Genomic DNA, 23,385 nt, shown 5'->3' on the forward strand with positions numbered 1-23,385 from the left:
GGCGGGGGGGGTGTGTGGTGGGGTGTGGCGGTACGCCCCAAGACGCACCCGCCCCGACCACCGGTACCGACCACCCACCGCGGCGCCGTCGCGGCCCGAACCACCTGATCGCTGAGGAGCGACGTGAAGCAGGTAGTGCAGAACTACAAGAGCGGGGAGCTGGCGCTCCTCGACGTCGAAGTCCCCGCGTGCAAACCGGGGGGTGTGCTGGTCCGCACCGCCTATTCGCTGATCTCCACCGGCACCGAGATGATGAAGGTGTCCGAGGCGAGCCTTTCCCTGGTGGGCAAGGCGAAGGCACGGCCGGATCAGGTCGCGAAGGTGATGCAGAGCGTCGCGACGAACGGGCTGGGCGCCACCTACCGCAAGGCGATGAACAAGCTCGACTCCTACACCCCGCTCGGGTATTCGCTGTGCGGGGTGGTCGAGGAGGTCGGCGCGGGTATCGACGACGTCGCCGTCGGGGATTTCGTGGCCTGCGCGGGGAACGAGCACGCGCTGCACGCGGAACTGAACTGGGTGCCCAAGAACCTCTACACCAAGGTGCCCGACGGCGTCGATCCGCGGCACGCCGCGTTCGGCACGGTCGGCTCGATCGCGATGCAGGGTGTCCGCCAGGGTGAACCGCAGATCGGCGACATCGCGCTGGTCATCGGGCTCGGCCTGATCGGGCAGCTGGTCGTCCAGTTGCTGGTCGCCTCCGGCGTCCGCGTGGTCGGCGTCGACCCGGACCCGGCACGCTGCGCGCTGGCAGAACAGCTCGGGGCGCTGAAATGCGGCGATCCCGGATCCGGCGTCATCGACACCGCGGTCGCGGAGATCAGCTCCGGGCACGGCGTCGACCAGGTGTACCTCGCCGCCGGTGGCAGCACGAACGAGCCGGTGGAGCTGGCCGCGAAGCTGGCCCGCGACCGCGGCCGGGTGATCGACATCGGCAAATGCTCGCTGAACCTGCCGTGGAACGCCTACTACGAAAAGGAACTCGACGTCCGGTTCTCCCGCTCGTACGGCCCCGGCCGCTACGACCCGGAGTACGAACTCGAAGGCCGCGACTACCCGATCGGTCAGGTCCGCTGGACCGAGCGCCGCAACCTCGAATGCGTCGTCGATCTGATGGGCAGCGGCCGTCTCGACGTCGAGCCGCTGATCTCGCACGTCTCGGCCTTCTCCGACGCCGTCGAGACGTACCGGAAGCTGAACGAGGGCGAGCTCAAGGCCGTCGCGGTGCTGTTCGAGTACGAAAAGCGTGCCGCCGCCACCACCGAGCAGGTCACCTCCGTCACCCTCCCGAAGCCGGTGACCGCGCGCGCGGTGCCGAAGCCTGACAGCCTGCGGATCGGCTTTATCGGCGCGGGCAACTACGCGTCCTCGATGCTTCTCCCGCATCTCGTGGAGATGGAGTATCTCGACCTCTTCGAAGTCGTCACCACGTCCGCACTCTCGGGCGCGAACGCGAAGCGCAAGTTCGGCTTCGCCCGCGCCACCACCGACGTCGACGAGATGCTCGAAGACGACTCGATCGACGCCGTGTTCATCGTGACCCGGCACAGCTCGCACGCCGAGCTGACCCGCCGCGCACTGCTCGCGGGCAAGGCCGTCTTCGTCGAGAAGCCGCTCGCCCTGTCGGAGAAGGAACTCGAGGTCGTGCTCGGCGCGATCGAGGAATCCGGCAACGACCGGCTGCAGGTGGGCTTCAACCGCCGGTTCGCGCCGCTGCTGAACGAGTCGGTGCTCCACTTCGGACCGCGGATCGGCCCGGCTTCCGTGCGGTACCTGGTCAACGCCGGCCGTCTCGACGCGGGCAGCTGGTACAACCAGGCCGACAGCGAGGGTTCGCGCTTCGCGGGCGAGGGCGGTCACTTCATCGACACGGTCAGCTGGCTGCTCGGCTCCGACCCGGTCTCGGTGTACGCCACCGCGACGCCGGGGCATCAGGACCTGCAGATCCTGCTGCGCTACCCGGACGGCTCGACCGCGTCGATCGCCTACACCACCAACGGGTCGTCGGCGTTCCCCAAGGAGACCATCGACGTCACCGCCGACGGCAAGGTGCTGAAGTTCGACGACTTCGCGCGCGCGTCGGTGTTCGGCCGCAAGAAGTGGACCAGCTCCCGGATCCCCAAGGGCCGCGACAAGGGCCAGGCCGCCGAACTCGAAGCCTTCGTGAACGCGCTGACGACCGGGGTCGCGATGCCGGTGTCCGTCGACTCGCTGGTGTCGACGACGCTGGCCACGCTCGCGGTCAGCCGGAGCCTGGAGACCGGCGCCGTGGTGCGGATCAACGCCAAAGAGGGGCTTGGCTGATGGATCCCTCCTGGTACCTGCGAAGACTGTCGCGGATGGGGCCCGCCGAGATCGCGGGCCGGGTCACCGACGTCGTGCGCAAACGCCAGTGGCGCGGGGTCGCGGGGGAGAAGGCGGTCTGGCTGCCGGACCGGCGATTCGCGTCGGTGCCGGGCGAAGACGTCCTCGCCGCCGTCTCCGGTGAGGCGGTCAAGGATCTGCTCGTCAAGGCGGATCGGCTGATGGACGGGCACGCCGAGTACTTCGGCGTCGAACGGGACGACCTCGTCGACCCGGACTGGTCGTACGACCCGAAGACCGGCCGCCGGGCACCGTCCGATGTGTACTCCTTCGACATCCCGTATCGCAGCGAGGACGCCGTCGGCGACATCAAGCAGATCTGGGAGCCGTCACGGCACCAGCACCTCACCGTGCTGGCCGCCGCGTACGCCCTGACCGGCGAAGACCGCTACGCCGAACGCGTGGCCGCGCACCTGAAGTCCTGGTGGACGGCCAATCCGCCGATGCGCGGAGTGCACTGGGTCAGCGGGATCGAACTCGGCATCCGGCTGCTGTCGTGGGTGTGGGTGCGGCGGCTGCTCGACGGCTGGGCGACGGCCCCGGCGCTGTTCGAGGACAACCCGGTGGCGCTCGGCCAGATCTGGCATCACCAGCGCTGGCTGGCGGCGTTCCCCAGCCGGGGTTCGTCGGCGAACAACCACGTGATCGCCGAGGACGCCGGGCAGCTCGCCGCCGCCTGCGCGTTCGGCTGGTTCCCGGAATCCGCCGGGTGGCGGGATTCGGCACTGGCATCGCTGGACAAGATGCTGCATCACAACACCTTCGACTCCGGCGTCAACCGCGAACTCGCCACCGAGTACCACGGGCTGGTCCTGGAACTCGGTCTCGCCGGCGCACTGGAGGCGAAGGCGGCCGGCGTCGCGGTGCCCGCGTCGACCTGGCGCGTCCTGCTCCGGATGACCGACGCGCTGGCGTCCCTTGTGGACACACACCTGCGGCCGCCGCGCCAGGGTGACGCGGACGACGGCTTCGGACTCATCGTGGACGGTGACGGCACCAGCCGCTGGGCGTCGCTGCTCAACACCGGGTCTGTCCTTTTCGGACGGTTGGACTGGTGGCCCGAGGTGCCGGGCGGGGACGTGCGGACGCCGCTCTTCTCCGCGTTGGGCGAGAACATCGAGGTGTGTTCGTCGAGGCCGGTCAAGCGCTTGGACGACTTCGCCGACGCGGGTGTGACCATCCTGCGCGACGGCGCGATCTGGTGCCGCTGCGACGGCGGGCCGCACGGCTTCCTGTCCATCGCCGCCCACGCGCACGCGGACGCGCTCTCGGTCGAGGTCCGGCACAACGGCGTCGACATCCTCGCCGACCCGGGGACCTACTGCTACCACGGCGAACCGAAGTGGCGGTCGTACTTCCGGTCCACGGCCGGGCACAACACGCTCGAACTCTCCGGTACCGACCAGTCCGTTTCCGGCGGTCCGTTCCTGTGGACGAAACACGCCGCCACCACGGTGATCCCGACCGGCACTCCTTCGCGCTGGAGTGCCGAGCACGACGGCTACGCGCCGTCGGTCCACCGGCGTTCGGTGGAGCTGGAGGGCGCTGAGCTGCGTATTTCCGACGAGGTGCGCGGCGGCGAAACGCGGCCGTGCCGTCTCGCGTTCCACTTCGGCCCGGCCGTCGAAGTCGCGCTTTCCGGCGGGACGGCGACGCTTTCCTGGACGGTCGACGGCCGCGAGCGGAAGGCTTCGCTCGCATTGCCGCCGGAGCTGCGGTGGACGGCGCACCGCGGGGAGACCAGCCCGCCGCTGGGCTGGTATTCGGCCGGATTCGGCAGGCGCGAACCCGCGTGGACGGTGCTCGGCAGCGGGACCGCCGCCGACGGCACCACCTTCACCACCGCGCTCACCTTCGATTCAGGTAACGAGGATCCCCCATTGTGATCGCACGTCCGCACCGTCTCCGCCGGGCAGCGCTTCTGGTGCTGCTCGGCCCGCTGGCGCTCACCGCTTGCACGTCCGGACCGGCCGACGAGGCCGGGACGGCGCCGGATCCGGCCAAGGCGCCGTCCGGTTCGATCGCGCAGGTGTGCGACAAACAGCCCGCCGGTCCGGCGGAGGCACCGGCGGGGGCGGTGAAGATCGACCCGGCGGTACCGGGCGACCTCGCCGCGAAGACGCGGTCGAGCCCGGCCGGGACGACGTTCTGGCTGGCACCGGGCACTCACAAACTCGGCGACGACCGCTATGACCAGGTCAACCCGAAGGCGGGCAACGTCTACCTCGGCGGCCCGAACGCCGTCCTCGACGGCCGGAAGATCAACCAGTACGCCTTCGCGGGAAACGCCGCCGACGTCAAGATCCAGAACCTGACCGTGCAGGGTTTCGCGGCACCGCACGACGAAGGCGTGGTCAACCACGATTCGGCCGACGGCTGGATCGTCGAGCACAGCACCCTGCAGGACAACGACGGCGCCGCGCTGATGGCGGGCGCACGGCAGCAGGTGCGGGGGAACTGCCTGCGGCGCAACGGCCAGTACGGGATGAACGCCTACGCACAGGACAACGAGATCACCGGGCTGGTCGTCGAGGGCAACGAGATCTCCGGCAACAACACCGGCGACTGGGAACGCAAGATCGACGGCTGCGGCTGCACCGGCGGGATCAAGTTCTGGTCGGTCAACGGCGCCGACGTCCGAGGGAACTGGGTGCACGACAACCGCGGCGCGGGGCTCTGGGCGGACACGAACAACAACGACTTCCTCATCGAGGGCAACGTCATCGAGAACAACGACAGTTCCGCCCTCCTGTACGAGACCAGCTACAACGCCGTCGTCCGCGGCAACACGATCCGCCGGAACAACTGGGTGGACGGCAAGGGCTACATCGACCGCGGTGACAGCTTCCCGGTGGCGGCGGTCTACGTGTCCGAGTCCGGTGGCGAGCCGAGGGTGAAGGCGCGCACGGACAAACTGGAGATCTACGGGAACTCGTTCGAGAACAACTGGAACGGCGTCACCCTGTGGGAGAACTCCGACCGGTTCTGCAACAGCCCGGCGAACACGTCGTCCGGATCCTGCACGCGACTGGTGCCCGAACAGGCGAAATGCGCGCAGCCCGCGATCGCGGCGGGCGCGCTGAACGCCGACTGCCGGTGGAAGACCCAGCGCGTCGAGATCCACCACAACCGGTTCGTACTCGACCCGGCCGCCACCGGCTGCGAGGAGAGCTGCGCGCGGATGGCGATGCTCGCGAACTTCGGCACGTTCCCGGAGTGGTCGCCGTACAAGGGCGAGGTCGTCCAGCACGCGATCACCTTCGCCCAGGGCAACCGGCTCTACGACAACACCTACTCCGGGCCGTGGAGCTTCGTGGCCTTCGAGCCGAGCCGGGTACTGGGTTTCGGTGAATGGCAAGGCGCGCCCTACCGCCAGGACCAGGGCAGCAAACTCGCCCGTGCCGGAGGTGGCTGACATGCTCGATCCCGCGGTCCGGCCCGACATGGCGCTCCACCGGCGCACGCCCAAGGCGGTCGGGGTCGTCTGGACGTTGCTGATCATCAACACCCTGGGCTCGACAGGGGCGAAGACGGTCATCCCGCTGCCGAGGTCGGTCAGCCAGCTGATCACCATGGGCGCGCTGGGCGCCGCGTTCGTGATCGCGCTCGCCTTGAACAGCAAGCTGCGGATCAGGCCGAGCGCCTATCTCTTCCTGCTCACGGTGTTGCTGGTGCTGAGCGTGGTCGCGAGCCTGAACCTCGAAGGCGGGTTCGGCGCGCTGTTCCGCTGCTTCCGGTTCGGCCTGTTCCTCAGCACCCTGTGGCTGCTGACCCGCTGGTGGGGCAGCCTCGACCTCGTCCGCACCCATATCCGCGCGTACACCGTGGTGCTGGTGACCGTGGTGATCGGGCTCGCGGTGAGCCCCGGCAACGCGCTGCCGTTCGAGTACGGCGGCCGCCTCACCGGGACACTGTGGCCGCTGACCCCGCCGCAGGTCGGCCAGTACGCGGCCATCGTCATCGGCCTCACGACCCTGTTGTGGCTCGGCGGGAAACTGGACCGGCGGAACGCGCTGATCGTCATCGTCCCGGCGTTCGGGATCCTGCTGCTGACCCACACCCGCACCGCGATGCTCGGCCTGGTCGCCGGAACCATCGTGGCGCTGATGTCGCAGTGGATGTCCAGTGCCCGCGCCCGCAAGGTGTTCACCGGACTGGTCTTCGGCGGGTTGATCGTCGTGGTGGTGCTGGGCGGGCTGCTGCAGGCGTGGTTCCTGCGCGGTCAGAGCGAGGAGAACTTCTCCAGCCTCACGGGCCGGGCGAAGGTGTGGGACGCGCTGCTCGACGCGCCGCGCACGACGCTGCAGTACCTGTTCGGTGTCGGACTGACCGACAAGTCCTACGACGGGCTCCCGATCGACAACAGCTGGCTCGCGGTCTACCACGAACAGGGTTTCGCCGGGATGGCGATCGTGGCGGCGTTCCTGCTCGTGCTGGTCGTGGTCGCCGTGCTGCGGCCGCCGTCGCCGGCGAGGGCGTGCGCGATCTTCCTGATCACCTACTGTCTTTCCGCCTCCTACACCGAGGCGGGCCTCGGCGACGCGTCGCCGTACCTGCTGCACCTGGCCCTGGCCGCGTCGCTGCTGGTGCGGGTGCCCGCCGACGAACCGGATTTTCTCAAGGAGAAGATGGCGTGAAGGTTCTCGTGATCCACAACCGGTACAGATCCGAGCAGCCGAGCGGGGAGAACAACGTCGTCGACCAGGAGGCCGCGCTGCTGGCCGAAGCCGGGCACGAGGTCGGCCTGTTCGAACGGCGCAGCGACGACATCGCGGAGATGTCCCTGCCGCGCAAGGCCGTCGTCCCGCTCCAGGTGCCGTGGAACCGGGCCGTGCGCGCGGAACTCGCCCGGCGGTTGAGCGAAGACCGGCCGGACGTCGTCCATATCCACAACACGTTCCCGCTGCTGTCGCCTTCGGTGCTCGCCGCTTGTGCCGACGCCGGGGTGCCGACGGTCGCGACCGTGCACAACTACACCCTGATCTGTCCTCCCGGCACGCTGTACCGCGACGGCCAGGTATGCACCGATTGCGTGGGCCGCAAGCCGATCCCGGCCGTGCGGCACGGGTGCTACCGCGGTTCGGCGCTCGCCACCGTGCCGATGGCGGCGAGCCTGATGTTGAACCGCAAACGCTGGTGGTCCGGGGTTTCGCGGTTCTTCTGCATCTCGCGGGCGCAACGCGAGGTGCTGATCTCCGCCGGAATGCCCGCCGACCGGCTCACGGTGAAGTACAACTACGTCGACGATCCGGGTAAGACCCGCAAGGGCGCGGGCGAGCACGTGCTGTTCCTCGGCCGGATCACCGCCGAAAAGGGGATCGGCCTGCTGATGACGGCCTGGGACCGGCTCGCGGTGGCGGGCGGTCCGCTTCCGCCGCTGGTGATCGCCGGCACCGGCCCGATGCAGGACGAGGTCGCCCGCTGGGCGCACGGCCGCGACGACGTCCGTTACGTCGGCCTTCAGTCCAAAGAGGAGTGTCGCGACCTCATCGCCCGCTCGACCGCCGTCGTCGCCCCCTCGGAATGGCTGGAGACGTTCGGCCTGGTCGTGGTCGAGGCGATGGCAGCCGGTGTCCCGACGGTCGCCGCCGCCCACGGCGCCTTCCGCGAACTGGTGGAGGACGGCGTCACCGGCCTGCTGCACGAACCCGGGAACCCCGAGTCACTCGCGGCACGGCTGCGGGAGATCGTCGCCGACGCCGAACGGAACCAGCAGATGGGCTGGGCCGCCCGGCTGGTGTACGAACAGGAGTTCACGCCGAAGGTCGGCCTCGAACGACTCATCGGCGGATACCAGGCCGCGATCGACGTAGTATCGCCCGCGTGATCACCGGTCCGCCCGCGCTCCCGCCGCGGGCGCGAGTGCCACTGTGGCTCCTCGGCGCTTTCGGTTTCCTCGTCGCCCTCGTCCTCGGCGTGCGCTACGCCGGGACCTCCCACACGGCCGGACTGGACGCCCTGCTGCTTCCGGCCATCGACCGGGTCGAGGGCCCGCTCTGGTACCTGGCGACCGCGATCGACTTCGCCGGGGAACCGGTGGGCGCGGTCGTGGTCATCGCGCTGTTCGGCTGGCTGTGCCTGCGGCACCGGCGGCCGAGGACGGCGATCCTGCTGATGGCCGCCGCCGGGGTGACGGTGGCGCTGTCCACCGGCCTGAAACCGCTGACCGGGAGGCTGATCCACGGCGAGTTCCTCTCCTATCCCAGCGGGCACACGGCTTTCGCGGTGACCGTGGCGGCGGTCGTCGCGTTGCTGGTGATCGACGTGCGTGATCTCGGAGCCGTCGGCGGGGCTTCGGTGCTGGTGGGGCTGGTCGCGTTCGCGGGGCTCGCGATGGGGTGGGCGGAGGTGGCGCTGGGGGCGCACTATCCGACGGACACCTTCGGGGGTTTCGGCGTCGCTGTCGCGGTGGTGCCGGTGGTGGGGTGGGCGGTGGACCGGCTCACGCCGCGGGATTGACGTCCGGGCGCGGCCGATGGCTGGGCGGACGCGCTTTCTTTCACAGGGAAAGCCAGGATCGCCGTCGCATTGCGGTCGAGGTAGCCGAGGAGCAGTGCACGGGTATCGGCGAGCACCGGTGAAGGCTCGGGCGTCTCTGCCATCTCCTCACGTTACGCCGACCGCTTGAACAGAGTCCCCGGCCGCGGACGACTCCGCGCGGCCCGGAACGCGGCGTGGAGTTCGTCGAGGACCCGGTCCGGCTCGGTGCGCAGCCGGGACGGCAGTGTCTGGAGCACGACGATCCCCGCGGCGGCGTACCGGGCGTTGCGGGCGACGGTGGCACGGTGGTCTTCGAGGCTCGTGTGGTGACGGTAGGAGTCGATCTCCCAAGCGAACGCGACCTCGTCGCACCAGAAGTCAGGGGTGGCGATGTAGTTGCCGTTCGCGTCGTAGATCGCGACATTCCACTGGCCGGGCGGGAGACCGGATCTTCGTAAGAGGTGCCAAGCGTCGGCCTCGGCCACTGATCTGGCGCCATCGGCGAGTGGGATCAGGGCCTTTCTGAACAGGGCGGTTCCGGCACGTCCGGCTTGGTCGAGTTCGTGGGTGAGCATGTCGGTGGTGCAGAAGCGGCGTTGGACGGACTCGGCCATCATCGCTTGGATCTCGTCTTCGTTCGTGAGCCTTCGGGCGGCGTCGAGGACGGCCCGGGGGACGGGCGCGACGGGCAGCCCGTCTCGAAAGTGCGGGCGTGGAAGCCGGTGAGTCCGCTCCACACGGGCGAATCCGATGTCCGCGATCCCGCGGTTGGCCGGAATGAGGACATGAATTTCCTCTTGTCGAGGAATTCTCTCCAAGCCGTGGCGGCGAAGAGCCCAAGTGCCGGTGAGCACCGCGTCCCGCCGGGCGTGGAGTACCACGGCACGAAGGCGGTGCTCATCGGTCGGTTCACCATTACTGAGCAGCACGATGCCGGGAAGCAGCGTCCGCCACGGCCCATCCGCCGCACACCGTCGGTAGATGGTCCGGCGTGGCACACCGATCCGTTCCAGATCGGCCGCGCGGACCACCTCCGGCCGGTCCGGAGCGGTGAGCAAAGGGTCAGTTGGCCAAGTTCCTCGTCGCACCGGAACACTATGCGACCGGGCACCGACAATTTTCACCGCTCAGGGCACGAAAGTCCCTCTCATGAACCGCAGGGGGTATCGATGTAGGAATTGGGACACTCAACGTCCCAATTCCTACATTGATCTCTTTCGGCCGCGGTAGGTCCGCTCAGCACCCACCATCCTCGAACGAACTACAAGCATCCTGCGAGTAAGGAGCCCCCTGCCACTCCGAAACCCCCACCGTCCGCGAAGTGTCGTGCACGACGAAGCGCCAGTCCCCCGAGTAAGCGTTGTCGTACCACCGATTCTCCTGCCGGAAGGTGATCGCGTCCGAAACGGAAGAGCCCCGGTAAGGCGACCAGTCCGGATAGGTCCCGAAGTTCGCCAGGAGAGCCATCCGTCCGCAAAAGCCCGAGCAAGCGGATCCGTGAGAGAACTTGTTGCCGTGCACCGAAACCCGTTGCGTCTTCCACCGGCAGTCGTCGTACAACGGCCGCGACGAAATCCCCGGCGCGGAACACGAAGAGACCGAAGGGACGAGAAGCGTGCAAGAGCCCGAAGAGGTGTTCGCCGGGCTGTTGCAGAAGCGGTCCGCGTTCTCCCACAGGGTGATCCCGGCCCAGTTGTCCTCGAAGACGTTGTCGACGATCTCCACCGAAGAGGTCCGCGCCTTCAACCGAGGCTCGCCGCCGGACTCGGACAGGTAGATCGTCCCGACCGGGAAGTCGTCCCCGCGCGCGGCGAACGCGCGGCCTTGGACAAGGGTGTTGCGCCGGAAGGTGTTCCCCCGGACGACGAGGTTGTAGGAGATCTCGTAGAACAACGCCTCCGCCTCGTTGTCCTCGATCACGTTGTCCTCGATGAGGAAGTCGTTGTTGTTCGTGTCCGCCCACAGTCCCGCGCCGTGGTTGTGGTGGACCCAGTTGCCGCGGACGTCGGCGCCGTCGACGGCCCAGAATTTGGCGCCGCCGCTGCACCCGCAACCGGGGACCTTCTTCTCCCAGTCGTCGGTGTTGTTCCCGCTGATCTCGTTGCCCTCGACGACCAGCCCGGTGATCCCGTCGCCGGCGCGGTAGGCGTTGATGCCGTATTGGCCGTTGTTCCGCAGGCAGTTCCGCAGGATCTCCTGGCGCGGCCCCGCCATCATCGCGGCGCCGCGGTTGTCTTCGATGACGTTGCCCTCGATGGTCCAGTGTGTACCGGAGTCGTGGTTGACCACGCCTTGATCCTGTGGCGCCGCGAAACCGCGGATCGTCAAGCCTTGGATCACGACGTCGTGTGCCTGCTGGGTGAACGCGTAGCGGTTGACGCCGCCGCCGTCCAAGACCGCGCCGGGTGCGCCGAGGTAGGCGTTGCCGTCCTTCGGGATGATCTGGCCGAACTCGTCGGGGCCCAGGGTGTGCTTGCCACCGGCCAGCCAGAACGTGGTGCCTGCCGGGAGTTCACGCGTCTTCGCGGAAAGATCCGTTCCCGGTTCGATGACGACGGCGTCGGCCGGTTTCGGCGGACTCGCCGGTCCCGCGTCGCAGACCGCGACAGGAGCCGCCGAGGCCGGTGAGGCGGTGACGACTCCTGCCGCGAGGAGCAGCGACAAAATCAGGGACACGGACATACTGGAAACGGTAAGCCACTATGGACGGTCCCAGATGGACACTTACAGGTGAAACTTCAGCAGGTCGTCCCCTCCCCGAACCCACTGCAGACGTCCTGTCGATACGGCTCGGCCTGCCATTGCGCCGCGGTCAGCCGCCGCGACGTGTCGTGCGCGACGAATGTCCACGGCCCGTAGTACTGGTTGTCGTACCACCGGTTCTCCTGCCGGAAGGTGATCGCCTCCGAGACCACCGCGCCGCGGTAGGGCGACCACGTCGGGAAGGTCCCGTAGTTCGAGAGCACCGCCATCCGTCCGCAGAGGCTCAGGCAGCCTTCCAGTGCCGAATCGATCTCGAACGTGTTCTCGTGCACCGAAACGCGTTGGGTCTTCCATCGGCAGTCGCTGTACAGCGGCTCGGTGGCGATGCCCGGATCGGCGCAGCTGGACGTCGGCGAGACCAGCGCCGTACACGAGAGGGTGGAGGTGTTGGCCGGGCTGTTGCAGAACCGGTCGGCGTTCTCCCACAGCGTGATCCCCGACCAGTTGTCGGAGAACATGTTGCCCCGGATGTCGATCCGGCTGGTCCTGGCGGGCAGCCTCGGCTCCCCGCCCGATTCGCTGAGGTACACCGCCGCGACCGGGAAGTTGTCACCCTTCGCCGCCCGGGTGCGGCCCTGGACCAGCGCGTTGCGGTTGAACGTGTTCCCGATCAGCTCCAGGTTGTAGGAGATCTCGTAGAACAGCCCTTCGGACGCGTTGTCCTCGATCAGATTGTCCTCGATGAGGAAATCGTTGTTGTTCGTGTCGGCCCAGAGCCCGACACCGTGGTTGTGGTGGACCCAGTTGCCGACGATGTCGGCGCGGTTCACCGACCAGAATTTCGCGCCACCACTGCAGCCGCAGCCCGGGATCTTCGCTTCCCAGTCGCCGGTGTTGTTGCCGGAGATCTCGTTGCCTTCGATGACCAGATCGGTCAGCCCGGCACCGAACCGGTAGGCGTTGATGCCGTACTGGCCGTTGTTGCGCAGGCAGTTCCCGATCACCCGCTGGCCCGATCCGGTCATCATGGCGGCGCCGTCGTTGTTCTCGATGACGTTGCCCTCGATGACCCAGCGGTCACCGGAATCGTGGTTCACCACGCCCTGATCGCGTTCGGCGACGAAACCGCGGATGGTCAGCCCGCGGATCACGACGTCCTTGGCCGACGTGGTGAAGGCCGCGCGGTTGAGTCCGCGTCCGTCCAGAATGGATCCCGGTGCGCCGAGGTAGACGTTGCCGTCCTTGGGCATCACCTGCCCGTACTGATCGGAACTCAAGGTGTGCGTGCCGGGCGCGAGCCAGAACGTGGTCCCCGGCGGGTTGAAGCGGGTCTTGTCGGTCAGATCCGTTCCCGGTTCGACGACCAGGGCGCCTTCCGGTGCGGAGGGGACGCCGACAGTCGTGTCGCACACCCCTCGGGCCGGCTCTGGAGTCGCCACCGCTGTGGATTCAACGGCGACCTGGAGCAATAACACCGACAACGCGACGCAAAGCGCGCGCGTGCCGGCCGAGCGGCGTGCGATCCCTAGGGTCATACCCTTCTCCGAAATACCGGCTTCACCGGACGGCCACCCAGCCACGGCGCCGGATCATCCGCGTCGAGTGCTTTGCGGTACACGAGGCAGGCCTGCGCGACCACTTCGACAGTCCGGTCGATGTCTTCTTCGGACAACGCGCTGCTGACCACGAACGACGGTCCGAGGATCCCGCCCGTGATCAGCTGCCGCAGGAACAACGTTCGGTAGTCCTGCGACGGTTTCTTCTCCGCGTCGAGCGTGCCGAAGACGAGGTTGCTCGCCCGGCCGCGCACGACGACGTGTTCACCGACTCCGGCCGAGGCCGCGGCTTCGCGGACCCCGGCGGCGAGCCGGTCGCCGAGCGCGTGCAGCCGCGCGGCGATGCCTTCTTCGGTGTAGGTCTCCATGACCGCGATCGCGGCGGCCAGTGAATGCGTCTCGGCGCCGTGCGTGGTGGACAGCAGGAAGACGCGCTCCCCGGCGGTGCGGAGCCCGCCGAGTTCCATCAGTTCGCGTTTGCCCGCGAGCGCCGAGACGGCGAACCCGTTCCCGAGAGCCTTGCCGAACGTCGAAAGATCCGGCGTGACGCCGTACAGCCCCTGTGCTCCGGCCTCCGACCAGCGGAAACCGGTGATCATCTCGTCGAAGATCAGCACGCAGCCGTACCGGTCGGCGAGTTCCCGCAGGCCGATGAGATACCCCGCCGGGGGTTCCTCCTGCGTGGCCGCCTCCAGGATCAGGCAGGCGATCCGGCCCGCGTGCTCCCGCAGCAACGTTTCCGTCGCCGTGAGGTCGCCGTACGGGAACGAGACGGTCAGGTCGCCGACCTCGGCCGGAATGCCCGACGACATCGGCGTGGTGCCGATGAACCAGTCGTCGATGGAGAAGAACGCGTGGTCGCGGCAGATCGCCACCAGTGGCCTGCCGGTGGCGGCCCTGGCGAGTTTGACGGCGGCCGTGGTGGCGTCCGAGCCGTTCTTGGCGAACTTGACCATCTCCGCCCCAGAGATGGTTTCGAGGAACTTCGTCGCCGCCCGTTCCTCCACAATGGACGGACGGGCGAAGTTGGCGCCCCGGTCGATCTCGCGGTGGGCGGCCTCGGTGACCCGAGGGTGCACGTGCCCGAGGCTGACCGCGCGCAGCCCCGAGCCGTACTCGATGTACTCGTGCCCGTCGACGTCCCAGACGTGCGCGCCGCGCCCGTGGGAGATGACCGGTGCCAGGTTCTCCGGGTACTGGTCGTCACCCTTGGCGTAGGTGTGGGCGCCTCCGGGGATCATCGCGTGGAGACGCTCGTTGGCCCGCATGGATCGGGGAAGATGCCGGTGCACCTTTTCTCACCTCGTGTTCTGTAGTGCCTCGGAAAGCGAGAGGGCCTGTCGGTCCCGTGCCGAGACGAACGCGACCGGCAGGGGCCAGGAAATCGCCAGATCGGGGTCGTCGTAGGCGATCGCGACGTCTTCCGCGGGATCGTGTGCGCGGTCGATCCGGTAGGAGACGTCGGCGTACTCGGTGAGCGCCTGGAATCCGTGCGCGCAGCCCGCCGGGATGTACAGCGACACCTGGGTGTCCCCGGTGAGTTCGAACGTCTCCTTGCCGAGGTGGGTCGGCGAATCCGGCCTGAGGTCGACGACGACGTCGAAGACGGCGCCCCACGAGCATCGGACCAGTTTCGCCTCGCCGAGGCCCGACCGGAGGTGCATTCCGCGCAGCACTCCCTTGCGGGACCGCGAAACACTGTCCTGGAGGAACCCGTTCGGATCGATCCCCACCGACCGGACGACGTCGGCGTCGAACGTGCGGCTGAAGAAGCCGCGTTCGTCGACGTGCGGCGTCGGCTCGAACAGGTACGCCCCCGCGATGGCGGGTACCGGGATCGCTTTCATCGGACTCCCCTCGGCAGGAAGGCGGCCGAGAGCTCGGCGAATTGCCGGTCCAGCAGCCGCTCCTGCTCCGCGCCTCGTTTCGCCACGACTTCGGTCAGCTCGCCTGCCCGGGATTCGAGTTCGGCGAACTGGCGGACCAGCTCGTCGAAGTCGATCTCCTTGGCCGACTGGCAGAACTCCCCGAGCCCCAGTTCGGTCATGAGCACGTCGTTCTTGCGGGCGTACCCGATGGACAACGTCGGTTTCGCCAGTTTCAGCGCGCACAGGACGTTGTGGTAGCGGGTGGCGACGACGGTCTCGACCGCCGACATCGCCCGCAGCAGTTCGTCCAAAGTGGACGTGTCGGCCGCCGAGATCAGTGGCGAATCGACTTCCGTCATGATCTCGGTCACGACCTGCCGGTCGGCCTGATCGCCGATGAACAACCGGACCTGACGGCCGTCGGCGACCAGTTCGGCCACGAACCGGGTCACTTTGTCCACATAGGACTCGTAGATCTCGTCGGCCCGTGCCCTGTCCTCGTTGCCGCCGTAGTAGGCCATCACGCCGACCCCGACGGAGCGGGGCAGCACCGGTTCCGACGGCACCGGCAAGGCGAAGGCCAGATCGGGATAGACGTGATCGCGGGTGACGTCGACGCCCATCTCGCGCATCGCGTCGCGGGACGGCTCGTCCCGGTAGGACCGGAACGCCGCCAGCCGCGCGGCGGCCCCGACGATCGCGCGGATGGCCCGTTGCCCGCTCACGTTGGCCCCGACGCTCACCAGCGCCACCTTGGTGCCGACCAGACGGCCGGACGCCGACAGCAGGAACAGGGAGTACGGGAAGCCCCACGGGCGCAGGGGAAGGGTGGCTTCGAGGACACCCATCCCCGGCACGATCACCACGTCCTGGCGCCGCACCCACGCGGCCGTGCGGACGACGTCGACGAGCTTGCCGAACCCCTTCATCGCGATGGACAGCGGTCCCGAAGCCGTCCGGTACTCACCCCGGTACCAGTTCAACGCCGTCGTCTCGAGCCCGTAGCGCGACGCGACGATCTCCGGACCGCCGCACATCACGCTGATCGCGGCGTCCGGATGCTCCGCGCGCAAATACCCGAGAACCGCCTCGAAGGAACCGTCGTTGCCGAGGTTCCCGGAACCGAGGAGTCCGAACAGCCCGATTCTCGCGGGCCTCAAGGGATTCTTCCCTCCTGGCCGGCGACGACCGAGGCCACGGAGACCTCGCGCGGGCCGAGTTCGGCCTCGGCCTGCACCGGCATCCGGCCCATGGCCGGGTTCCCCGCCCGGTTCAGCAGCCATTGCCGCAGGTACCGGAAGCACTCGCGCTTCTCCGCACCTGAGATCGGCGCGTTGCGGATCGCCTTGACGTAACCGAGGACGTACTCGCCGAGCAGCCGGACCATCGGGTGGCGCAGTTTGTCCGCGCGTTTCGGGTCCAGGTTGCTGGCGCGTTTGCGCACGGTCGGGTACTCGTGCTCGGAGCGGCCGGGGTGGTCGCGGCGGAAGTACAGCCAGTCCGGCACCTGATGGAACGGGCCGTGCAGGGCCAGCTCCGAAATGATCGTGCGGTCGGCGTGGTGGTAGCTGTCCAGCGGCGCGACCCGGCGGAGCACCTCGGTCCGGATGACCGCGCCGTCGTCGTCACCGCCGGTGGCGAACAGTGTGCTGCGGAAGCGTTCCGCGGCATGCGGCGAAACCGTGTTGAGCGGGTACTTCAGCGCCTGTGTGACGACGCCCTTTTCGTCGATCATCGCCGTCCAGGAATGCGACAGCACGAACTCGGGGTGCTCGTCGAGCGCCTCGATGCAGCGCTCCAGCAGGTCACGCGCGTACAGATCGTCGTCGGAACCCCATTTGAACAGTTCACCGCGGGCGACGTCGACGCAGTAGTTGTGGTTGGGCGCGCACCCGATGTTCACCGGCTGGCGCACGTAGCGAACGCGAGAATCCTGCTTCGCGTACTCACGGCCGATCTCTTCGGTGTGGTCCGTGGACGCGTTGTCCGAGATGATCAGTTCGAAGTTCTCGTAGCTTTGGCCGAGGAGCGCGTCCAGCGATTCGGCGAGGTAGTCCTCGCCGTTGTAGACCGGGACCCCGATGCTCAGCCGAGGAGCGGTACTCATGACGTCCTCATTTCTTCCTTCTTGGAAGTCAGGTGTTCTTTCAACGCGGCGCGCAGCTGGAGCCACCACACCGCCGAACCGCCGGTGATCGCCAGCGCGACCCCCCAAGCGGATCCGGACGCCCCGGCCAAGAAGGCGCCAATGAGCCCGAAGCCGGTATAGCCGGCCGAGTTGATCAGCTGGGCGCGAAGGCTCCGTTTCGCAGCGCCGAGCGCACGCAGTCCGGCGGCCGCCCCGGTGTTGAACCCCGCCGCGGCGATACCGATGGTCACCGGGAGGATCAGTTCCGAAGCGGGATCCCACACGTCGCCGAGGACGAACCGGCCGGCGTCGTGGGGTACCAGAAGCAAGGCGAGGCCCCAGAGCAGGGCCGCGGCCGCCTGACCCGCGCCGAGAACGGCGCAGAAGTGCCGGAGGCGGTGCGGTGCTCGTTGGAGCACCCGTGAGCCTTCGGCCACCGTGGCCAGGGAAAGTCCCATCAGCAGGGCGAAGAACGGCCCGAGGAGCAGTTCGGCGCCCCGCACCGCGCCGACGCTCGCCAGTCCCGCGATCGCGCCGAGGCCGTACATCCGCAGTTGCGACGATCCGCTGGCGCTGACGTTTTCGATCAGGTACCGGGTACCGAGATCCCGGTGCCGTTTGAGCCATTCGAGGGTGCCGCGCGGATCGGGCCTGACCCCGGCCTGCAGGCAGCCGTACCCGGCGGCGACCGCCCCCGACAGGCCCCACGCCAGGATGAAGGCGACGACCGTGTCGAACCATCGGTGCGCGATGAACAGGGCCGGGACCAGCGCGAGGCCCCACACGACGTCGTTGAGGAAAGCCTTCTTGCCGTGCCCCGCGGCGAAGAAGCTGAACCGCCAGGCATCCTGCAGCAACAGCGCCGGGATGACGATGCCGAGCGCGACGAACGCGCCACCGATGTCCTCGCCGACCAGAAGACCGACGACGACGCTGAGCACCCCGGACACGACACCGGCGGTGAGCGCGGTCCCGGTCGCCCTCGCGGTCGCCGCCCGCCAGGACTCGGTGGACACCCCGGAGAAGCGGACCATCAGCGGATCCGTCGTCAGTCCGCGCGAGAGGTTGAGCACCACGCCGTAGGTGACCCAGGCGAGGCTGAACATGCCGAACGCCGTGGTCCCGAGCGAACGGGCGACGTAGAGACCGACGATGAAGTTGGTGATGCTGGAGACGGCCTGGTCGCCCAGACCCCAGCTGAGCCGTCCGGCCATGGCCCGGACGGCCTGGGAACGCAGCAGTGATCGCATGGTCAGTCCTTGAGCAATCCGGCGTCGTGCAGCGCCTGAGCGGCCGCGACGACGGAATCGAACGGCAATCCGGATCGCTCGGCGACGTCGAGCAGGCTGTGCTCGCCGTCCGAGAGGTTGAGCACCCAGAGCATCGCCATCTGGGCCTGTTTCGCGTCGCTCCGGCCGCCGAGCGAGTCGTACAGCCCACGTTTGCCGAGCTGCGGCTCGCCGTACGGGCTGAGGTTGACGTAGCTGCGGTCGCGGTCGAGGACGGCGTACGTGTCCCGCAAGGTCTGGAGGGTTTCCTCCATGGCCGCCGTGGACACGAAATCGAGGTTGTCGGCCGAGGTGTGGTACTCGGGGTAGCCCGCGTACGGCGTCCTCGTCAACGATCCGACACCGAGGTTGAAGCCGGGGGAGCAGAACTGGCGTTCGTCGTAGCCGTACGGCGAGAAGTCCACGATCTTGTGCGCGCGCCCGGCGAGGACGTACGCGAGCACGCGGTCGATCTCCGCGTCGCCGCGGCGGCTTCGCTTGTACGTCAGCGATCCCGGGTCACCGGCGCAGGCCAGCACGAGCCCGGCCTTGATCCGGCCGACGCGGTCGGTGTTGCGCGCGAGCCAGGTGATGGCGCCGATCGTGCCCGGCATGAACAGGAACCGGTACGTGTAGTGGGGATTCTCCAGCGTCTGCGCGAAGGCCGCGGCGATCGCGATCCCGGCCACGTTGTCGTTCGCCAGCGACGGATGGCAGGTGTGGCAGGAGATGATCACCTCGTCGGCGACCTCGCCCGGTACGACGTGCTCGGCGTAAGTGAGGTGTCCATCGTCCAAAGTGGAATCGATGCACACCTCGTACTCGCCGTCCGGCATCGCGTCGAGGGTCTCCTGCGCCAGGCAGAAACCCCACGTCGGCGAGTAGTAGCTGGTCCGGTACGGCACCCAGGAGGGCTGGTCGGGCAGCGTGTGCAGGTGTTCGCGCAGCTCGGTGAGCGGCATCTTCCGCGACACCGGGACGCTGTAGCCGACGACGTGCAGGTTCGACTCACCGAAGTCGACCACGCGGCGGCCGGAGGCGTCCTTGATGTACGCGTCGCGGATGTTCCACTCCTGCGGCACGGTCCAATCGAGTACCTGGGTGCCGGTGGGGACTTCGTGGATCTCCAGCGGGATGTGCTCGCCGACGATCTCCAGCGTGCGGCGGACGCCGTCGCCGGTGATGCTGCGGCACAGCGGATACAGGCGCTCGACCAGCTCCCGCAGGTCGGCGCCCGTCTCCAGCTCCCGGTGTGTCATCAGCGACGCCGCAGGGTGTCGTCGAGCTCGCCGGCGGCGGTGCGGTCCTGCAACCGGGCCAGCCGGGTGAACAGGCGCTGGAAACCGTGTTCGGTGAGACCGTGGGTCCGGTACGCCTCGATCAGTTCGAGCGCGCCGTCCTTGACCGACCAGTCGCAGTCGAAACCGGGGATCGCCGCGCGGAACCGGGAGAAGTCGACCCGGTAGGAGCGCGGGTCCGCGCCCGCCTCGCCGGTGATCCGCAGCGTCGAACCGGGAACGGCCTCGACGACCTCTTCGGCGATCTCGGCCACGGTCACGTTGTTGCGTTCGGTGCCGATGTTGAACGCCTTGCCGTGGATGGCCTCCTTCGGCGCCTCCAGCGCCGCGGTGAAGGCACGCGCGATGTCCTTGGCGTGCACCAGCGGCCGCCACGGCGTGCCGTCCGACAGCACCAGCACCTCGCCGGAGAGGTGCGCGTGCGCGGTCAGGTTGTTGAGCACGATGTCGCCGCGCAGCCGGGGCGAGAAGCCGAACGCGGTGGCGTTGCGCATGTACACCGGGCTGAAGTCGTCGTCGGCGAGTTCCTGGACGTCGTCCTCGACCCGCACCTTCGACTCGGCGTACGGCGTCACCGGGCGCAGCGGCGCGTCCTCGTCGACCAGGCCGTCGCCGCCCGAGGCGCCGTAGACCGAACACGTCGAGGCGTAGAGGTAGCGCTTGACCCCGGCGTCCTTCGCCAGCTTGGCGAGCTTGACCGAAGCGTGGTGGTTGATGTCGTAGGTCAGTTCCGGCGCCAGCGAACCGAGCGGGTCGTTGGACAGCGCGCCGAGGTGGATCACGGCGTCCATCCCGGACACGTGCTCGGCGGTGACGTCACGGAGGTCGACCTCGAAACCCTCGGGATCTTCGGGCTTGGGGCCCAGCACGCAGGTGTCGTAGAGACCGGAGTCGAGGCCGATCACCTCGTGGCCGGCGGCGGCCAGCACCGGGGCCATCACCGTGCCCAGGTAACCCTTGTGCCCGGTCAGCAGCACACGCATGGCTTTCAGCCTTTCGAGGAGAGATCGAGCGTCAGTTTTTTGAGGTCGAAGGCTTCCGCGTACTTCTGCCCGCATTCGATACCGCGGACGCGGGCGAGGCCGAGGAAGGCTTCGCGGTCGTACCAGGGACGGTGCCGCTGCGAGGCGTAGTGCTCCTGCAGCAGGCGGACCTTCTCCTCGGCGCGTTCGGTGGTCAGCGGGACGTACGCGGTCGGCTTGCCGAGGTCGCCGTCCCATTTGGCGATCTCGTACTCCAGCTGGAGATGCGTGCGGAACACCGTCGGCACCAGCGTCGCCAGGCCGCGGTGGTCCTGATGCGCGTCGGCCGTGCGCGGGGAGAGGACGAGGTCCGGATCCGTGCGGCGCCGCAGCTCCTCCAGTGCGTTCTTGGCCTCTTCCCAATGCGAGGGAAACCGGCCGTCGGGCAGTTTCAGCACGGTGACCTCGACGTCGGCACCCGGGCAGAAGGCCGCGAGCGCGGCCCGCTCCTCGGCCTCCCGTTCGGTGCCGCCGCCGGACAGGACCAGCGCGTCGACCCGGACACCCGGGTTGTCCGTGCAGATCGTCAGCAGTGTGCCGCCCGCGCCGATGGCGATGTCGTCACAATGCGCGCCGAGCGCGACGATCCGCTGGAGCCCGCCGGTACCGAGTGCGATCACGCGATGCCCACCGGAGCCGGTTCGTGTTCCCACAACGCCCACGGACGGTCACCGTGCGCGTAGGCGTCGTCGAGCTGGACCCGCTCCTTGACCGTGTCGGTCGGCTTCCAGAAGCCGCGGTACGGGTACGCGAGCAGTTTCCCCTGCTTGGCGAGTTCACCGCAGCCGTCGGCCACCAGATCGCCGCCCTCGGGGATGTGGTCGAAGACCTCCTGGCGCAGCACGAAGTACCCGCCGTTCTCCCACAGCGGCATCTCGCTGACCGGGGTCAGCGCGCCGATCCGGCCGTCCTCGCCCATTTCGACGCAGTGGAACGACGACTGCGGCGGCACGACCATCATCGAGGCGCCGGCGTCGGAGTTCGACAGCCGCTCGATCATCTCCGGCAGCGGGGCGTCGGTGAGGACGTCGGCGTAGTTGGCGAGGAACATCTCGTCGCCTTCGAGGTACGGGCGTACCCGGCGCAGCCGCTCGCCGATGGCCGATTCGAGGCCGGTCTGCACGAAGGAGATCGACCAGTCCGCGATATCGGTCGACAGCAGTTCCGCCTTGCCGTTGCGCAGGACGAAGTCGTTGGAGGTGGTCTCCTGGTAGTTGAGGAAGAATTCCTTGATGTGGTGCGCGCCGTACCCGAGACAGAGGATGAACTCGGTGTGGCCGAAATGCGCGTAGTACCGCATCACATGCCAGATCAGGGGTCTGGGGCCGACCATGGCCATCGGCTTGGGCACGTCGGACGCGTCACCGTTGCGCATCCGCATGCCGTAGCCGCCGCAGAAGAGGACTACCTTCACGACTTCACCTCGACGATTTCCAGGTGCGGGATGGGGAAGACCAGTTTTCCGCCCCAATCGTCCACAAAGGACAGCTGGGCGGTCAGTTCCTTCCGGAGGTTCCACGGAAGGACGAGCACGTAGTCGGGCCGGTCCGCCTCGATGCGCTCCGGCGGGAGGATCGGGATCCGGGTGCCGGGGGTGAACCGGCCGTGCTTGTACGGATTGCGGTCGACGGTGTACCGCAGGACGTCCGGGCGGATGCCGCAGTGGTTCAGCAGCGTGTTGCCCTTGCCCGGGGCGCCGTAACCGACGACGGTCTTGCCTTCGAGCGCCGCGTCGGTGAGGAACTTGTTCAGCTCGAGCCGGACCTTGGTGACCCGCTCGGAGAATTCGGTGTAGCCGGACATTTCGTGCAGCCCGGCGGCCTTTTCGGCGTCGAGGACCTGCATCATCCGCTCGCTCGGCTCACCGGCGACGGCGTCCGGGCGTGCCCACAGCCGGATGGAACCACCGTGGGTGGGGAGGAGTTCGACGTCCACAACGGACAATCCGCCCCGCGAGAGGGCCCGGCGCGCCGATTCCACCGTGTAGTACTGGAAGTGCTCGTGGTAGATCGTGTCGTACTGGTTCTCCTGGATCAGCGTCAGCAGATGCTGGACCTCGATGCTGACCCAGCCGTCCTCGGCGACGAGGGCGCGGAGGCCGTGGGTGAAGCCGATGATGTCCGGAATGTGTGCGTAAACGTTGTTCGCCACGACGAGGTCGGCCGGACCGTGCTCCTCACGGACGTCGCGTCCGGTTTCGGGGCTGAGGAAGGCGGTCTTCGTCGGCACCCCGGCGTCACGCGCGGCTTGGCCCACGTTCACCGAAGGTTCCACCCCGAGACAGCGGATCTGCTGAGACACAACGTGTTTGAGCAGATAGCCGTCGTTGCTGGCGACCTCGACGACGAATGAGGATTCGTCGAGCCCGAGCCGTTCGACAGCACCGTCGACGAACGTCTTGGCGTGTTCGACCCAGGAGGCGGAATACGACGAGAAGTAGGCGTATTCGGTGAAGGTCTCTTCCGGGGTGATCAGCGGCGGGATCTGGGCCAGCCAGCATTCGGTGCAGACCAGCAGGTGCAGCGGGTAGGTCGGCTCCGGTTCCGCGAGCTGTTCCGCGGTGAGGAAACGCTCGCACGGCGGCGTCGCCCCGAGGTCGACGACACTGGCGAGATGGGCCGAGCCGCAGAGTCGGCAGGTGGTCATCGAGAGGGCTCCTTGGCTCGCGTCACGTATCCCAGACGTCGGCCCCCCGGGT

At 68.1% G+C, this 23,385-nt stretch carries 19 protein-coding genes; 6 read left to right on the forward strand and 13 right to left on the reverse strand.

Features of this window, described 5'->3' with window-relative positions:
• Window positions 1-123: 123 nt before the first annotated feature.
• The 6 genes from ACZ5ZX_RS05125 to ACZ5ZX_RS05150 are packed head-to-tail and all read left to right on the forward strand — an operon-like array spanning window position 124 to window position 8,823.
• On the forward strand, window positions 124-2,304 hold the full coding sequence (locus ACZ5ZX_RS05125) for a bi-domain-containing oxidoreductase (RefSeq protein ID WP_465500730.1): 2,181 nt from the start codon (window positions 124-126) through the stop codon (window positions 2,302-2,304).
• Entirely contained in the window at window positions 2,304-4,250 is a 1,947-nt protein-coding gene (locus ACZ5ZX_RS05130) for a heparinase II/III family protein (protein ID WP_465500731.1), read from the forward strand. Before ACZ5ZX_RS05125 ends, ACZ5ZX_RS05130 begins: the two co-directional genes overlap by 1 nt.
• A complete protein-coding gene (locus ACZ5ZX_RS05135; RefSeq protein WP_465500732.1) occupies window positions 4,247-5,779 on the forward strand; it encodes a right-handed parallel beta-helix repeat-containing protein in 1,533 nt (510 codons plus the stop codon). Before ACZ5ZX_RS05130 ends, ACZ5ZX_RS05135 begins: the two co-directional genes overlap by 4 nt.
• 1 nt (window position 5,780) lies before the next feature.
• A complete protein-coding gene (locus tag ACZ5ZX_RS05140; protein WP_465500733.1) occupies window positions 5,781-7,001 on the forward strand; it encodes an O-antigen ligase family protein in 1,221 nt (406 codons plus the stop codon).
• On the forward strand, window positions 6,998-8,191 hold the full coding sequence (locus ACZ5ZX_RS05145) for a glycosyltransferase family 4 protein (RefSeq protein WP_465500734.1): 1,194 nt from the start codon (window positions 6,998-7,000) through the stop codon (window positions 8,189-8,191). The genes ACZ5ZX_RS05140 and ACZ5ZX_RS05145 overlap by 4 nt, the downstream gene beginning before the upstream one ends.
• Window positions 8,188-8,823 carry a phosphatase PAP2 family protein gene (locus ACZ5ZX_RS05150; protein ID WP_465500735.1) on the forward strand — a complete coding sequence of 212 codons (636 nt, stop codon included), beginning with the start codon at window positions 8,188-8,190 and terminating at the stop codon, window positions 8,821-8,823. Before ACZ5ZX_RS05145 ends, ACZ5ZX_RS05150 begins: the two co-directional genes overlap by 4 nt.
• A 152-nt stretch (window positions 8,824-8,975) precedes the next feature.
• Here the strand turns inward: ACZ5ZX_RS05150 and ACZ5ZX_RS05155 are convergent, their stop codons facing one another.
• The 13 genes from ACZ5ZX_RS05155 to ACZ5ZX_RS05215 form a co-directional block, all read right to left on the reverse strand.
• Entirely contained in the window at window positions 8,976-9,902 is a 927-nt protein-coding gene (locus ACZ5ZX_RS05155; protein ID WP_465500736.1) for a hypothetical protein, read from the reverse strand.
• Between the two features lie 178 nt (window positions 9,903-10,080).
• A complete protein-coding gene (locus tag ACZ5ZX_RS05160) occupies window positions 10,081-11,526 on the reverse strand; it encodes a right-handed parallel beta-helix repeat-containing protein (protein WP_465500737.1) in 1,446 nt (481 codons plus the stop codon).
• A gap of 56 nt (window positions 11,527-11,582) precedes the next feature.
• The gene (locus ACZ5ZX_RS05165; protein ID WP_465500738.1) at window positions 11,583-13,082 is read right to left on the reverse strand and encodes a right-handed parallel beta-helix repeat-containing protein; all 1,500 of its coding nucleotides are present in this window, start codon (window positions 13,080-13,082) and stop codon (window positions 11,583-11,585) included.
• Complete coding sequence (locus ACZ5ZX_RS05170; protein WP_465500739.1) at window positions 13,079-14,395, reverse strand: glutamate-1-semialdehyde 2,1-aminomutase; 1,317 nt, start codon at window positions 14,393-14,395, stop codon at window positions 13,079-13,081. The genes ACZ5ZX_RS05165 and ACZ5ZX_RS05170 overlap by 4 nt, the downstream gene beginning before the upstream one ends.
• Window positions 14,396-14,401: 6 nt before the next feature.
• Window positions 14,402-14,950 (reverse strand): dTDP-4-dehydrorhamnose 3,5-epimerase family protein, encoded by a 549-nt coding sequence (locus tag ACZ5ZX_RS05175; protein WP_465500740.1) that lies wholly within the window; start codon window positions 14,948-14,950, stop codon window positions 14,402-14,404.
• On the reverse strand, window positions 14,947-16,131 hold the full coding sequence (locus tag ACZ5ZX_RS05180) for a polysaccharide pyruvyl transferase family protein (RefSeq protein ID WP_465500741.1): 1,185 nt from the start codon (window positions 16,129-16,131) through the stop codon (window positions 14,947-14,949). The genes ACZ5ZX_RS05175 and ACZ5ZX_RS05180 overlap by 4 nt, the downstream gene beginning before the upstream one ends.
• A complete protein-coding gene (locus ACZ5ZX_RS05185; protein ID WP_465500742.1) occupies window positions 16,128-17,078 on the reverse strand; it encodes a glycosyltransferase family 2 protein in 951 nt (316 codons plus the stop codon). The genes ACZ5ZX_RS05180 and ACZ5ZX_RS05185 overlap by 4 nt, the downstream gene beginning before the upstream one ends.
• Window positions 17,075-18,349 carry a hypothetical protein gene (locus tag ACZ5ZX_RS05190; protein WP_465500743.1) on the reverse strand — a complete coding sequence of 425 codons (1,275 nt, stop codon included), beginning with the start codon at window positions 18,347-18,349 and terminating at the stop codon, window positions 17,075-17,077. The genes ACZ5ZX_RS05185 and ACZ5ZX_RS05190 overlap by 4 nt, the downstream gene beginning before the upstream one ends.
• Before the next feature lie 2 nt (window positions 18,350-18,351).
• Entirely contained in the window at window positions 18,352-19,626 is a 1,275-nt protein-coding gene (locus ACZ5ZX_RS05195) for a DUF4910 domain-containing protein (RefSeq protein ID WP_465500744.1), read from the reverse strand.
• Complete coding sequence (locus tag ACZ5ZX_RS05200; protein ID WP_465500745.1) at window positions 19,626-20,648, reverse strand: NAD-dependent epimerase/dehydratase family protein; 1,023 nt, start codon at window positions 20,646-20,648, stop codon at window positions 19,626-19,628. Before ACZ5ZX_RS05200 ends, ACZ5ZX_RS05195 begins: the two co-directional genes overlap by 1 nt.
• A gap of 5 nt (window positions 20,649-20,653) precedes the next feature.
• Window positions 20,654-21,307, reverse strand: coding sequence for a PIG-L deacetylase family protein (locus ACZ5ZX_RS05205; RefSeq protein ID WP_465500746.1), 654 nt, complete (start codon window positions 21,305-21,307; stop codon window positions 20,654-20,656).
• Complete coding sequence (locus tag ACZ5ZX_RS05210) at window positions 21,304-22,101, reverse strand: sugar phosphate nucleotidyltransferase (RefSeq protein ID WP_465500747.1); 798 nt, start codon at window positions 22,099-22,101, stop codon at window positions 21,304-21,306. The genes ACZ5ZX_RS05205 and ACZ5ZX_RS05210 overlap by 4 nt, the downstream gene beginning before the upstream one ends.
• The gene (locus tag ACZ5ZX_RS05215; protein ID WP_465500748.1) at window positions 22,098-23,333 is read right to left on the reverse strand and encodes a class I SAM-dependent methyltransferase; all 1,236 of its coding nucleotides are present in this window, start codon (window positions 23,331-23,333) and stop codon (window positions 22,098-22,100) included. The genes ACZ5ZX_RS05210 and ACZ5ZX_RS05215 overlap by 4 nt, the downstream gene beginning before the upstream one ends.
• Window positions 23,334-23,385: the final 52 nt, after the last annotated feature.

The sequence above is a fragment of the Amycolatopsis sp. NPDC033938 genome, assembly GCF_055575975.1.

Bases quoted from the DNA above. Each gene is read 5' to 3' on its own strand.
- ACZ5ZX_RS05130 (WP_465500731.1), top strand. From the start codon at position 2,304: ATGGATCCCTCCTGGTACCTGCGAAGACTGTCGCGGATGGGGCCCGCC.
- ACZ5ZX_RS05140 (WP_465500733.1), top strand. From the start codon at position 5,781: ATGCTCGATCCCGCGGTCCGGCCCGACATGGCGCTCCACCGGCGCACG.
- ACZ5ZX_RS05160 (WP_465500737.1), bottom strand. From the start codon at position 11,526: ATGTCCGTGTCCCTGATTTTGTCGCTGCTCCTCGCGGCAGGAGTCGTC.
- ACZ5ZX_RS05165 (WP_465500738.1), bottom strand. From the start codon at position 13,082: ATGACCCTAGGGATCGCACGCCGCTCGGCCGGCACGCGCGCGCTTTGC.
- ACZ5ZX_RS05175 (WP_465500740.1), bottom strand. From the start codon at position 14,950: ATGAAAGCGATCCCGGTACCCGCCATCGCGGGGGCGTACCTGTTCGAG.
- ACZ5ZX_RS05185 (WP_465500742.1), bottom strand. From the start codon at position 17,078: ATGAGTACCGCTCCTCGGCTGAGCATCGGGGTCCCGGTCTACAACGGC.
- ACZ5ZX_RS05190 (WP_465500743.1), bottom strand. From the start codon at position 18,349: ATGCGATCACTGCTGCGTTCCCAGGCCGTCCGGGCCATGGCCGGACGG.
- ACZ5ZX_RS05195 (WP_465500744.1), bottom strand. From the start codon at position 19,626: ATGACACACCGGGAGCTGGAGACGGGCGCCGACCTGCGGGAGCTGGTC.
- ACZ5ZX_RS05200 (WP_465500745.1), bottom strand. From the start codon at position 20,648: ATGCGTGTGCTGCTGACCGGGCACAAGGGTTACCTGGGCACGGTGATG.
- ACZ5ZX_RS05215 (WP_465500748.1), bottom strand. From the start codon at position 23,333: ATGACCACCTGCCGACTCTGCGGCTCGGCCCATCTCGCCAGTGTCGTC.